13 protein-coding genes are annotated in these 11,958 nt (G+C 69.9%); 7 read left to right on the top strand and 6 right to left on the bottom strand.

Annotation, left to right across the window (positions count from 1 at the left end; translation table 11 throughout):
• Positions 1–321 precede the first annotated feature (321 nt).
• Positions 322–750, bottom strand: coding sequence for a Rieske (2Fe-2S) protein (locus ACFVJS_RS20880; RefSeq protein ID WP_378884341.1), 429 nt, complete (start codon positions 748–750; stop codon positions 322–324).
• A gap of 75 nt (positions 751–825) precedes the next feature.
• Complete coding sequence (gene uvrA / locus ACFVJS_RS20885; RefSeq protein WP_378884344.1) at positions 826–3,780, bottom strand: excinuclease ABC subunit UvrA; 2,955 nt, start codon at positions 3,778–3,780, stop codon at positions 826–828.
• 149 nt (positions 3,781–3,929) lie between these two features.
• Here uvrA and ACFVJS_RS20890 point away from each other — a divergent pair, with 149 nt between their 5' ends.
• On the top strand, positions 3,930–4,613 hold the full coding sequence (locus ACFVJS_RS20890; protein ID WP_378884347.1) for an MBL fold metallo-hydrolase: 684 nt from the start codon (positions 3,930–3,932) through the stop codon (positions 4,611–4,613).
• Between the two features lie 20 nt (positions 4,614–4,633).
• Here the strand turns inward: ACFVJS_RS20890 and ACFVJS_RS20895 are convergent, their stop codons facing one another.
• The gene (locus tag ACFVJS_RS20895; RefSeq protein WP_378884350.1) at positions 4,634–5,116 is read right to left on the bottom strand and encodes a hypothetical protein; all 483 of its coding nucleotides are present in this window, start codon (positions 5,114–5,116) and stop codon (positions 4,634–4,636) included.
• A 117-nt stretch (positions 5,117–5,233) separates the two neighbouring features.
• Between ACFVJS_RS20895 and ACFVJS_RS20900 the strand changes: the two genes are divergently transcribed.
• Complete coding sequence (locus ACFVJS_RS20900) at positions 5,234–5,620, top strand: hypothetical protein (RefSeq protein WP_378884352.1); 387 nt, start codon at positions 5,234–5,236, stop codon at positions 5,618–5,620.
• Between the two features lie 328 nt (positions 5,621–5,948).
• Positions 5,949–6,269 carry a helix-turn-helix domain-containing protein gene (locus ACFVJS_RS20905; RefSeq protein WP_378884355.1) on the top strand — a complete coding sequence of 107 codons (321 nt, stop codon included), beginning with the start codon at positions 5,949–5,951 and terminating at the stop codon, positions 6,267–6,269.
• 12 nt (positions 6,270–6,281) lie between these two features.
• Here the strand turns inward: ACFVJS_RS20905 and ACFVJS_RS20910 are convergent, their stop codons facing one another.
• Together ACFVJS_RS20910 and ACFVJS_RS20915 are read right to left on the bottom strand one after the other, a co-directional pair.
• Entirely contained in the window at positions 6,282–6,887 is a 606-nt protein-coding gene (locus ACFVJS_RS20910; RefSeq protein WP_378884358.1) for a ClpP family protease, read from the bottom strand.
• Positions 6,884–7,516, bottom strand: a complete 633-nt coding sequence (locus tag ACFVJS_RS20915; protein ID WP_378884361.1) for a ClpP family protease — start codon at positions 7,514–7,516, stop codon at positions 6,884–6,886. The genes ACFVJS_RS20910 and ACFVJS_RS20915 overlap by 4 nt, the downstream gene beginning before the upstream one ends.
• Before the next feature lie 97 nt (positions 7,517–7,613).
• On the opposite strand from ACFVJS_RS20915, the gene ACFVJS_RS20920 reads away from it, so the two are divergent.
• A complete protein-coding gene (locus tag ACFVJS_RS20920; protein ID WP_378884364.1) occupies positions 7,614–8,558 on the top strand; it encodes a D-2-hydroxyacid dehydrogenase family protein in 945 nt (314 codons plus the stop codon).
• A gap of 9 nt (positions 8,559–8,567) precedes the next feature.
• On the opposite strand, the gene ACFVJS_RS20925 is transcribed toward ACFVJS_RS20920, so the two are convergent.
• Positions 8,568–9,338, bottom strand: coding sequence for a GNAT family N-acetyltransferase (locus ACFVJS_RS20925; protein WP_378884367.1), 771 nt, complete (start codon positions 9,336–9,338; stop codon positions 8,568–8,570).
• 69 nt (positions 9,339–9,407) lie between these two features.
• Here ACFVJS_RS20925 and ACFVJS_RS20930 point away from each other — a divergent pair, with 69 nt between their 5' ends.
• The 3 genes from ACFVJS_RS20930 to map all read left to right on the top strand — a co-directional run bounded on the left by ACFVJS_RS20930 (position 9,408) and on the right by map (position 11,951).
• Positions 9,408–9,896, top strand: a complete 489-nt coding sequence (locus ACFVJS_RS20930; RefSeq protein WP_378884370.1) for a YciI family protein — start codon at positions 9,408–9,410, stop codon at positions 9,894–9,896.
• Positions 9,893–11,143, top strand: coding sequence for an RNA polymerase sigma factor (locus ACFVJS_RS20935; RefSeq protein ID WP_378884373.1), 1,251 nt, complete (start codon positions 9,893–9,895; stop codon positions 11,141–11,143). The genes ACFVJS_RS20930 and ACFVJS_RS20935 overlap by 4 nt, the downstream gene beginning before the upstream one ends.
• A 67-nt stretch (positions 11,144–11,210) precedes the next feature.
• Entirely contained in the window at positions 11,211–11,951 is a 741-nt protein-coding gene (gene map / locus ACFVJS_RS20940) for a type I methionyl aminopeptidase (RefSeq protein WP_378884376.1), read from the top strand.
• Positions 11,952–11,958 lie beyond the last annotated feature (7 nt).

The following is an 11,958-nucleotide window of genomic DNA, read 5'->3' on the forward strand; positions in this document are numbered from 1 at the left end:
CAGCGGGAGATCATCGAGGAGGCTCGTATCGCGGCCCTGCTCCGTGCCGACCGCTGGGACGAGGCCCGGGTGCTGCTCGACGCCCGCCTCGATCGCCGTCGCTCGCCACGGGACGAGCTGTGGCGCGCACAGGCGCTCGCACGCGCCTGAGCCCCTGCCGAGAGGTCATTCCGGCAGGCCGAAGCGTCACTTCTGCAGGTCGAGTGTGCGGCAGCGTGACGTGTCGGCCTGCGCGGCTGACGTGTCGGCCTGCGCGGCTGACGTGTCGGCCTGCGCGGCTGACGTGTCGGCCTGCGCGGCTGACGCCTCGATGGCGGCCGCTCAGCTGGGGACGATCTCGCCGTCGGTGACCTCGAAGGCCACCTCCTCGAGCGGACTCGTCGCCGGGCCCTGCGTCACCGAGCCGTCCTCGATCGAGAACCTGCTGCCATGACACGGGCAGTCGATGGTGCCGCCTGCGATCTTCGTGACCGGGCAGCTGCGATGGGTGCAGATCGCGGAGAAGACCTTGAACGTGCCCTCGGTCGGCTGGGTGGCCACCAGGTTGCGGTCGGCGACGATCACTCCCCCGCCGACCGGGACCTCGCTGGTCGCGACCAGCGGGCCACCGCCACCTGAACCGGTGTCACCCGAGGAACCGGTGCCCGTGTCGCCGTCACCGCTGAAGCATGCCGCCAGGAGCGGCGCGCCGACCGCGGTCACCGCGGCTCCGGTGACGACCTTCCGCCGGGTGATTCGAGATTCACTCATGCCGCCCAGGATAGGCACCCCCGCAGAGCGACGTGCTCGCCGAGCGGAAACCTTCAGGCAAATCTCGGACTCAGGTCAGGACGCGCTGACCTTCTTCCGGGCTGCCGGCCTCTTCTTCGCCGCCGTCTTCTTGGCCGGAGCCGCCTTCGCCTTCACCGGCTTGGCCGGCGGCTGCTCGGCGGCCTTGCCGTCCAGCAGCGGGGCGAGGAAGCTGCCGGTGTGGCTGCCGGGGGTCGCGGCGACGGTCTCGGGGGTGCCCTCGGCGATCACGGTGCCGCCGCGGTTGCCGCCCTCCGGTCCCATGTCGATGATCCAGTCGGCGGTCTTGATGACGTCGAGATTGTGCTCGATCACCAGCACCGTGTTGCCCTTGTCGACCAGTGAGGAGAGCACACCGATGAGCTTGCGGATGTCCTCGAAGTGGAGACCCGTGGTCGGCTCGTCCAGGACGTAGAGCGTCTTGCCGGTCGAGCGCTTCTGCAGCTCGGCGGAGAGCTTGACCCGCTGCGCCTCACCACCGGACAGGGTGGTCGCAGGCTGGCCGAGCCGCACATAGCCCAGGCCGACCTCGACCAGCGTCTTCATGTGACGTGCGATCGCGGGCACGGCCGCGAAGAACTCGACCGCCTCCTCGATCGGCATGTCGAGCACCTCGGCGATCGACTTGCCCTTGTAGTGCACCTCGAGCGTCTCGCGGTTGTAGCGCGCCCCGTGGCAGACCTCGCACGGCACGTAGACGTCGGGCAGGAAGTTCATCTCGATCTTGATCGTGCCGTCGCCCGAGCAGGCCTCGCAGCGGCCGCCCTTGACGTTGAACGAGAACCGACCCTGCAGGTAGCCCCGCATCTTGGCCTCCGGGGTGGAGGCGAAGAGCTTGCGGATGTGGTCGAAGACACCGGTGTAGGTGGCCGGGTTGGACCGCGGCGTACGGCCGATCGGGGACTGGTCGACGTGGATCACCTTGTCGACGTTGTCCAGACCGGAGATCTTGGTGTGCCGGCCCGGGACGGTGCGGGCGCGGTAGAACTCCTTGGCCAGCGCGGTGTAGAGGATGTCGTTGACGAGCGTCGACTTGCCCGAGCCGGAGACTCCGGTGACCGCGAGGAAGAGTCCCAGCGGGAAGGTGACGTCGATGTCCTTGAGGTTGTTCTCCCGGGCGCCGTGGACGGTCAGCTCGCGTCCGGCGGTGCGCGGACGGCGCACGGCGGGAACGGCGATCTCGCGACGGCCGGCCAGATACTGACCGGTCACGGAGTGCTCGTTGGCGAGCAGCTCCTTGACTGTGCCGGAGTGGATCACCTGGCCGCCGTGCTCACCGGCGCCGGGGCCGATGTCGACGACCCAGTCGGCGACCTTGATGGTGTCCTCGTCGTGCTCGACGACGATGAGCGTGTTGCCCAGTCGCTTGAGCCGCTCGAGGGTCTCGATCAGCCGGTGGTTGTCGCGCTGGTGCAAGCCGATGGACGGCTCGTCGAGCACGTAGAGGACGCCGACGAGGCCGGACCCGATCTGGGTGGCCAGCCGGATCCGCTGGGCCTCGCCGCCGGAGAGCGAGCCCGAGGGCCGCTCCAGGGAGAGGTAGTCGAGGCCGACGTCGAGAAGGAAGCGCAGCCGTGCCTGGATCTCCTTGAGCACCTGCTCGGCGATCTGCCGCTCCCGGCCGGTGAGCTCGACCTTGTCGAGCCACTCGGCGGCCTCGTTGATCGGCAGCGCGCACAGCTCGGCGATGTTGAGGCCGCCCTCGCTCCTCTCCCCCAGCGTCACCGAGGTGGAGACGGGCTTGAGCCGGGTGCCCTTGCAGGTCGGGCACGGCACCTGGCGCATGTAGCCCTCGAAGCGCTCGCGGGTGGTGTCGGACTCGGCCTCCTTGTGGCGGCGCTCCACCCAGCGGCGTACGCCCTCGAACTCCGCGTCGTAGGACCGGCGGCGGCCATAGCGGTTGACCGAGACCACGTGCACCTTGCGCCCGTGACCGTCGAGGATCGCCTTCTGACCGGCAGCCGGGATCTCGGCCCACGGGGTGTCGAGGTCGAAGCCGAGCTCGCCGCCGAGCGCCTCCAGGAGACGCAGGAAGTATTCGGCCACGTGGGCCTGCGACCAGGGCTGCAGCGCTCCTTCGGCCAACGTGGCGCCCGGGTTGGGGACAACCAGCTCCGGGTCGACCTCCATCCGGGTGCCGAGACCGGTGCAGGCCGGGCACGCCCCGAAGGGCGAGTTGAACGAGAACGAGCGCGGCTCGAGCTCGTCGGTGTCGAGGAGGTGGTCGTTGGGGCACGACATCCGCTCGGAGAACTTCATCTGCTCCCCGGTGTCGACGAAGTCGAAGACGACCAGGCCGCCGGCCAGCTCCAGCGCGGTCTCGACCGAGTCCGTCAGCCGCCGCTTGGAGGACTCCTTGACCGCGAGCCGGTCGATGACCACCTCGATGGTGTGCTTCTTCTGCTTCTCGAGCTTGGGCGGCGCGTCGAGCTGGTGGGTCTCGCCATCGACCCGGACCCGGGAGTAGCCCTGCTGCTGCAGCTGGCTGAAGAGCTCGACGTACTCCCCCTTGCGCGCCCGGATCACCGGGCTGAGCACCTGGAAGCGGCGCCCCTCCTCCAGGGTGAGCACGTGGTCGACGATCTGCTGCGGCGTCTGCCGCTCGATCGGAGCTCCACAGGTCGGGCAGTGCGGACGTCCGGCACGGGCGTAGAGAAGACGCAGGTAGTCGTAGACCTCGGTGATGGTGCCGACCGTCGAGCGCGGGTTCTTGGAGGTCGACTTCTGGTCGATCGACACCGCAGGGGAGAGTCCCTCGATGAAGTCGACGTCCGGCTTGTCCATCTGGCCCAGGAACTGTCGAGCGTAGGCCGACAGCGACTCGACGTAGCGACGCTGGCCCTCGGCGAAGATCGTGTCGAACGCGAGGCTCGACTTGCCGCTCCCCGACAGGCCGGTGAACACGATCATCGAGTCCCGAGGGAGGTCGAGGGAGACATCCTTCAGGTTGTGCTCCCGGGCTCCCCGGATGATCAGCTGCTGCTCCGCCACGTTCTTTCCTCGTCCAGTGCTATCGCATCGCGCTACCGCGTCGAACAGATGTTCGCATCATACGATGCTGGGAAGACTCCCAGATGGCACCCTCTCACGGAGCACCGACATTTTACTTCTGGTCGTGTCCGACGTGCTTGCATAGACGCATGAGCGATGCCCCTACCACTTATACAGGCGCCGTGAAACCGGGCGGCCCGGCCGACGTACGCGAACTCGGCGGGTTGACCGTCACGAAGGTCGCCGTCGACGCGCAGATGTCCAACAACTGCTACCTGCTGCGCTGCCGGTCCACCGGCGAGCAGCTCCTCGTCGACGCCGCCGCCGAGCCGGAGACCCTGCTCCCGCTCGTCGGCGATGAGCTGGCCACCGTCGTCACCACCCACCAGCACTGGGATCACCATCGCGCCCTCGCGGACGTCGTCGAGGCCACCGGCGCCGCCACCCTCGCCGGCGAGCCGGACGCTGCCGCCATCACGGAGGCCACCGGCGTACCCATCTCCCGACCGCTCTCCCACAAAGACACCGTCGCCGTCGGCGACTGCACGCTCGAGGTCGTCGCCCTGCGCGGGCACACCCCCGGATCGGTCGCACTCCTCTACCGCGACCCCGAGGGCACGCCCCACCTGTGGACCGGCGACAGCCTGTTCCCCGGCGGCGTCGGAAACACCCAGCAGGATCCCGTACGTTTCACCCAGCTGCTCGACGATGTCGAGGAGCGCATCTTCGACCCCCTCCCCGACGACACCTGGTTCTACCCGGGCCACGGCGACGACTCCACGCTCGGCGCCGAACGGCCGCATCTCGCCGAGTGGCGCGAACGGGGATGGTGATCGCCGGCCCGACCTGACGGCTACGGCTCCGTGGTCGGCGTCGCCGTCTCGGTGGGCGTCGGCTCGGAGGTCGGATCGGCCGACTCGGTCGGCTCGGGGGTCGGCTCCGGCTCGCTGGTGCCCGTGGGACCCGAGGTGGGCGTCGAGCCGGCCGTCTCGGCAGGCTCGTCCGGCACCCGGGGCACCGTCGGGCCGCGCGGGTCGTCGACCTCGGCAGGGGCGGACTCTCCCGGAGCGTACGTCTCGTCACGAGGGCCACCCGCATGGTCGCCGCTCGGGTGCGGAGACGAGCCGACCGAGGGCTCCTCGGACCGCTCCGACGCGGGCAGTGTCGGCAACGGATCGACGTCGGGATACTCGTTGCCGACGTCCTCATAGCCGGTGACCGGGTCCCGGTCGGGACGCTCGGCCTCCGCCAGACCGGCGAGAAGGACGACCACCCCGAGACCGGTCATGACCGCGCCGGTCAGGATGCCTGCCACGGCGACCTGCTTGCTCTGCAACTCGACTCCCTGTGCCCGCCCCGCGCCTGGTGTGGCGCACAGCGTAGGGCAGCGGTGCGTCGAGCGTTACCCTCCCCGGGGCATCGCCGGCGAACAGCCGGGGGCCAGGGTCAGTCGGTGGGCGTCTCCGAGGGGTCCGGCTCCTCGGTCGCCGGGTCGCTCGGCGACGGCGAGGCGGTGTCGCTCGGCGTCTCGCTGGGGCTCTGGCTCGGCGACTCGCTCGGGGAGTCGCTCGGAGACGCCGTCGGGCTGGGACGGCTGGTGGGCCGCACCTCCGAAGGAATCTGCGTGGGACGCGCCGGAAGCGGCGACGTCGACTCCCCGGTGGACTCCTCGACCGAACGCGGACTCGCCGGGACCGTCTCGACGGTCTCGGGCGCGTCGCTGCTGCCCGGGGCAGCGCTGTATGGCTCGCTCTCCGTGGGCGTGGTCGGCTTCTTCTCCAACGGCGCCACCGGGGACACCGGCGAGATCAGGCTGATCCCGGACTCGTCCTTGGCGTAACTGTGTCCTGGCTCTTCCGCTCCGGCGTTGCCGACGATCAGGCCACCGATCCCGATGCTCGTCATGGCCAGTCCCGTTGCCATTCCAGCCAAGGCGATCTGCTTGCGATGCAACACGATTCCCCCGTGATACCAACGACTCGACAAGTTCTCTGGTCGTGCACAGTAGACCCACAAAGATCGAAACTGTGCGACCACTATCGGGGTGTCGGAGCTTGCTGGCAAGTCCCCATCATCTATCGTTCGACCGATATAACCCCTGGTGGAGGGCATGTTCGCCCGGCGCGAACGGCCCGTCCGGGCCTCGCGGGCAGCGCTAGGGTGTTCGCATGGGCGAAGTGATCAGGTTTCCCGGCCATCCGCTGCCGGACCACGACAAGCCGGCGCCGCTGTGGCGTGAGGCCGCCGGTCAGGTGATCCGCGAAGAGCGGTCCCGGCAGGAGCGCACGCTCGCGGACGTCGCCGGCGACGCCGGGGTCTCGACGCAGTATCTCTCCGAGATCGAGCGTGGCCGCAAGGAGCCGAGCTCCGAGGTGCTCGAGGCGGTCGGTGGCGCCCTGGGCCTGGGTCTTGTCGACCTGACCGGGCGGGTCACCCGCACGCTGCGCGCGGGCGCCCGCCCGACCGGTCCGCTGGCCCTCGCCGCCTGACCAGGACACCTCTCAGACCGAGGTGAGCTTGCGGCTCTCCAGCACGGAGTCCACCAGGCCGTACGCCACGGCCTCCTCCGCCCCGAGGACGAGGTCACGCTCGGTGTCGGCGTGGATCTCCTCGACGCTCCGGCCGCTGTGGCGCGCCAGCAGCGTGTCCATCTCGGCGCGCAGGCGGCCGATCTCCTTCGCCGCGACCTGCAGGTCGGTGACATCGCCCCGCTGACCGTCCTGGCCCGGCTGCTGCAGCACGACCCGCGCGTGCGGCAGGACCGTACGCCGCCCCGGATCCCCCGCGGCCAGCAGCACCGCGGCAGAACCGGCCGCCTGGCCCACGCAGGTTGTCGCGACGGGCGAGCGCAGGAACTGCATCGTGTCGTAGATGCCGAACATCGCGGTCGGGTCGCCACCTGGCGAATTGAGATAGAGCTCGATCTGGGTGTCCGGCGCGTCCGACTCCAGGTGGATGAGCTGCGCGATCACCACGTTGGCGACACCGTCGTCGATCGGCGTACCGAGGTAGACGATGCGGTCGGAGAGCAGGCGGCTGTAGACGTCGAGCGCCCGCTCGCCACGCGGGGTCTTCTCGACGACCGACGGAATCGTGTAGGAGCTCATCGGACACCCCCGGCCGCAGACAGACCGAAGGCGGCCGACCGCTGCTGGACCGGCGTCACCGACTGCACGTCGTTGAGCACCTCGTCCACGAAGCCGTAGTCGCGCGCCTCCTCGGCGGTGAACCAGCGGTCGCGCAGCGAGTCCTGGTCGATCTGCTCGACGCTCTGGCCGGTGTGGGCGGCGGTGATCTCGAGCATCTGCTGGGTCATCCGCGCCAGCCGCGCGGCCTGCACCTCGATGTCGGCCGCGGACCCGCCGATCCCGGCGGAGCCCTTGTGCAGCAGCACCTCGGTGTGCGGCAGCACGTAGCGCTTCCCCGGCGTCCCCGCGGTGAGCAGGAACTGGCCCATGCTGGCCGCCATCCCCATCCCGAGCGTGGAGACGTCGTTGGGGATCAGGTGCATCACGTCGTAGATCGCCATCCCGGCCGTCACGGAGCCGCCGGGCGAGTTGATGTAGAGGGAGATGTCGCGGTGGGGGTCCTCGGCGCTGAGCAGGAGCAGCTGAGCGCAGATCCGGTTGGCGATCGCGTCATCCACCTCCTGGCCGAGCACGATGATCCGCTGGTTCTGCAGCCGCGCCGTCAGCTGCTCGTCGAGCGGCCCGGCGGTGATGGGTGTCTGGGTCATGTCCTCGACTCTGACCGAGCCCGGAGCCGCACGAAAGCGGATCCGCCGCAGGCAGATCTGCCCACAGCAGAACCCACCCACCCGATAGGTTGCGCTCGTGCGCTGCGTGATTCTCGACGACTATCAGAACGTGGCCCGAACCTACGCCGCGTGGGACTCCCTCGACGGCGTCGAGGTCACCTCGGTGACCGAGCACCTCGGGCCAGACGCCCTGGTCCGGGCGCTCGACGGGGCCGAGATCGTGGTGGCGATGCGGGAGCGTACGCCGTTCCCGGCAGCCGTTCTGGAACGGCTGCCGGCGCTGAGGCTGCTGGTCACGACCGGCATGCGCAACCCGTCGATCGACCTGGCGGCGGCGGACCGGCTGGGCATCACCGTGTGCGGCACCCCGTCGAGCCCGCACCCTCCGGTCGAGCTGACCTGGGCGCTCATCCACGCGCTGACCCGCCATGTCGTGACCGAGGCGACGAGCCACACCTGGCAGCGGACCGTCGGGAGTGACCTCCACGGCCGCACCCTCGGCCTGCTCGGGCTCGGCAAGATCGGCTCCCGGGTCGCCGCGGTCGGGCAGGCATTCGGGATGGACGTGATCGCCTGGAGCCCTCACCTCACCGCCGAGCGCGCCGAGCCCGCCGGCGTGCGCGCGGTCGACAAGGGCACGCTGTTCAGGACCAGCGACATCGTCTCGCTCCACCTGGTCCTGTCCGAGTCCACCCGGCACATCGTCGGGCATACCGACCTGGCCGCGATGAAGCCGACCGCCCACCTGGTGAACACCTCCCGGGCCGGGCTGGTCGACACCGAGGCGCTGATCGCCCACCTCGGCTCCGGCAGGATCGCAGGCGCCGGCCTGGACGTCTTCGACACGGAGCCGCTTCCCGCCGACGACGTGCTGCGGAACCTCCCGAACGTGGTCGCGACCCCGCACCTCGGCTACGTCACCGAGGACAACTACCGCCGCTTCTACGGCGGCGCCGTCGAGGACATCGCCGCGTGGCTGGCCGGCGAGCCGATCCGCCGGCTGTTCCCCCAGGGCGACTGATCGGTCGAATCAGTCGAAGCGGCGTACGTAGGGCGTCGTGGTGCCGACCTTGACCAGCCCCGAGCGCTCCAGGATCGGCCGGGAGAACTCGGTCGAGTCGCTGTGGATGTAGCGCTTGCCGCGGGCGATGGCGGTGCGGGCGCGGGCGGCGGTCAGCGCGCGGTAGATGCCGCGGCCTCGCCACCTCTCCAGCGTCGCGCCGCCCCAGATGCCGGCGAACTCCGAGTTCGGGACGGGGTCGATCCGGCCGGCGCTGACGATCTCGCCGTCTGCTTCGGCGACCCACATCTCGCACTCCCCCGCCGCGATCCGACGCACCACGTCGTCCGACCGTCCCGCGGAGGTCGGTGACCCGAACACACCGTCCTGCATGATGCCGGCGGCGCGTACGTCCTCCGCGCTCGTGATCGAGCGCAGGACGACCCCGTCGGGCAGCGGCACATCGACGGCCAGCAGACGGGCCTCGCCGATCATGATCGACTCTGGCTCCTCCGGCTCGAAGCCGTGCCGGATCAGGGTCTCGTGCAGGCCAGGAGCGACATCATGGCCGCGGGTCTTCCACTCGACCTCCTCGATCGCCGGGTCGGCGCCGAAGTGGGCGACCGCCGCCGCGACCAGCGCCTCGATCCCGGCCGCGTCGGCACCACCGAGGTCCTGGTAGGAGATGAAGCCGCGACCGCCGTCGAAGGTGATCAGCCGCAGCGGTCCATGCCGGGTGACCGACACCGCCCCGGGAGTCTCGGCATCGGTTCGCAGCTGTTCGTCGTAGGCCTTCAGCACGGCGAGAAAACTACGCCGAAAGGATTCTCCGGAGCATGTAGTTATCCGGCGGCCGGCTCCGTTCCCCTCGTGAATGGCGCTTACAAGGAGCGCCCGAAGTGGAAGGGTGAGGACATGCCTCGCTACCTGATGATCCTCGACTACCAAGGCGGCACCGACGACACTCCGGGCGGGATGGCCGGGTGGAAGCCGGAGGAGGTCCAGGGCCACATGAGCTATTACGAAGCCCTCAACAAGGCCCTGACCGAGTCCGGCGAGCTGGTGCACGTCGAGGCCCTGACGCCGCCGGACCAGGCGTTCGTGGTGACCTCCGACGGCGCCGACAGGACCGTCACCGACGGGCCGTTCCAGGAGTTCAAGGAGTGGGTCGCCGGCTACATGATCATCGACGCCGAGACCCAGGAGCGTGCCCTGGAGATCGCCGGGCTCTACTCCGCCGCCCCGGGCCCGGGCGGACGGCCGATCGAGCAGCCCATCCAGGTGCGCCGGATGTACCACGGCACCGACGGCTCCTCGGTCGACGACACCATCGCCTTCGGCGAGGCGAGCATCGAGTGACCGAGGCGATCCAACAAGACCTGCTGCGTGACCTCACGCCGCAGGTCGTCGCCATCGTCACCCGACGCTGCGGTGACTTCGACACCGCCGAGGACGCCGTCCAGGAGGCACTGGTCGAGGCGGTACGCACGTGGCCGGAACGGGGCATTCCGGAGCAGCCCCGAGGCTGGCTGGTCACCACCGCGATGCGCCGCCTCCTCGACGCCAAGCGCCGCGAGGCCCGACGCCGCGACCGCGAGCGCGCCGACCATCTCGCCGAACCGGAAGGGCAGGAGACCTCAGCGGTCGACGACTCCCTCGACGTACTCCTGCTCTGCTGCCATCCCAGCCTCACCCCGGCCTCCGCGGTGGCGCTGACCCTGCGGGCGGTCGGCGGCCTCACCACCCGGCAGATCGCGCACGCCTACCTCGTCCCGGAGAAGACGATGGCGCAGCGGATCTCCCGGGCGAAGGCGACGATCAAGGGCAGGTCGCTCGGGATCGACGGCACCGCCGACCTCGCCGCCCGGATCCCGGCGATGCTGAAGGTGCTCTACCTGCTCTTCAACGAGGGGTACGTCGCGACCGACGGTGATCGCCTGCAGCGGGTCGACCTGTGTGCCGAGGCGATCCGGCTGGCCCGGCTCGCCCGCACCGCGCTCACCAGGGTGACCGGGACCGGCCACGGTGAGCTCGGCGGGCTGCTCGCGCTGATGCTGCTCCTCGACGCGCGTCGTCCCGCCCGCGTCGACGCCCACGGCGCCGTGGTCCCGCTGGCCGACCAGGACCGAAGCCTGTGGCGGTCCGAGACCAGCCGCGAGGGCATTGCGCTGGTCGACTCGGTCATCGGCACCGGGCGGCCGGGGACCTACCAGGTCCAGGCCGCCATCGCCGCGCTGCACAACCGCGCGCCCTCGGCGGAGGAGACCGACTGGCTGCAGATCACGGCGCTCTACGGGCTGCTGGAGAGGGTCGCCCCCGGGCCGATCGTGACGCTCAACAAGGCCGTCGCGGTCGGGTACGCCGATGGCCCGGGCCCCGCCCTGGCGCTGCTGGACGACCTCCTGCGCGACTGCGCCCGGCACGGCGACGCCGGGTTCGCGGACCATCCCCGGGTGTCCGCCGTGCGCGCTCACCTGCTCGAGCTCGCCGGCGACCTGGACGGTGCTGCTGCTGCGTACGAACTGGCCTCGGCTCGGGCAACCAACCTCGCCGAGCGCCGATTCCTGACATCGAAGGCGGCCGCCCTGCGAGATGCGCGTTGCTGAAGCGGAGCCCGAAGCGATGGGCACCATCGAATTCTACTGAGAACCGTTCTCAGGATAGTCTGTGCCTGTGATCGAACTGCGCACCCCGACCCAGATCGAGCAGATGAAGCCCGCCGGCCGATTCGTGGCCGATGTCTTGACCGCACTCCGCGAGCACGCCGCCGTGGGTGTGAACCTGCTCGAGCTCGACGAGCTGGCGCACAAGATGATCAAGGACCGCGGTGCGGAGTCCTGCTACATCGATTATCACCCGAGCTTCGGCGCGATGCCGTTCGGCAAGGTGCTCTGCACGTCGGTCAACGACGGCGTGCTGCACGGCCTGCCCTTCGACTACAAGCTGCAGGACGGTGACCTGCTCAGCGTCGACTTCGCGGCCAGCGTCGACGGCTGGGTCTCCGACTCGGCCCTCTCCGTCGTGGTCGGCACGCCCCGCCAGGAGGACCTCGACCTGATCGAGACCACCACCCAGGCGCTCGAGGCGGGCATCGATGCCGCCCGTGTCGGCAACAAGGTCGGCGACATCTCGCACGCGATCGCCAGCGTCGCGCGCGCGAAGGGCCTCAAGATCAACACCCAGTTCGGCGGCCACGGCGTCGGCCGCACCATGCACGGCGACCCGCACATCGCCAACGACGGCCGCCCCGGCCGCGGCTTCAAGCTGCAGCCCGGCCTCGTCATCGCGATCGAGCCGTGGTTCCTGCACACCACCGACTCATCGCCCTCGTCGTCGCCGCCCTCGCCATCGGTTTCGAGCAGCTCATCCAGTGGAAGTACGGACCGCTCGGCATCGTCGCCTTCGTCCTGCTGACCATTGG

Origin of the sequence: Nocardioides sp. NPDC057772, assembly GCF_042798075.1 — a bacterium.
In the GTDB taxonomy this organism is placed as follows: domain Bacteria; phylum Actinomycetota; class Actinomycetes; order Propionibacteriales; family Nocardioidaceae; genus Nocardioides.

What these genes read in the sequence shown, in the direction of transcription:
- ACFVJS_RS20880 (WP_378884341.1), bottom strand. Translation starts at nt 750, where the DNA reads ATGAGTGAATCTCGAATCACCCGGCGGAAGGTCGTCACCGGAGCCGCG.
- ACFVJS_RS20905 (WP_378884355.1), top strand. Translation starts at nt 5,949, where the DNA reads ATGGGCGAAGTGATCAGGTTTCCCGGCCATCCGCTGCCGGACCACGAC.
- ACFVJS_RS20910 (WP_378884358.1), bottom strand. Translation starts at nt 6,887, where the DNA reads ATGAGCTCCTACACGATTCCGTCGGTCGTCGAGAAGACCCCGCGTGGC.
- ACFVJS_RS20890 (WP_378884347.1), top strand. Translation starts at nt 3,930, where the DNA reads ATGAGCGATGCCCCTACCACTTATACAGGCGCCGTGAAACCGGGCGGC.
- ACFVJS_RS20915 (WP_378884361.1), bottom strand. Translation starts at nt 7,516, where the DNA reads ATGACCCAGACACCCATCACCGCCGGGCCGCTCGACGAGCAGCTGACG.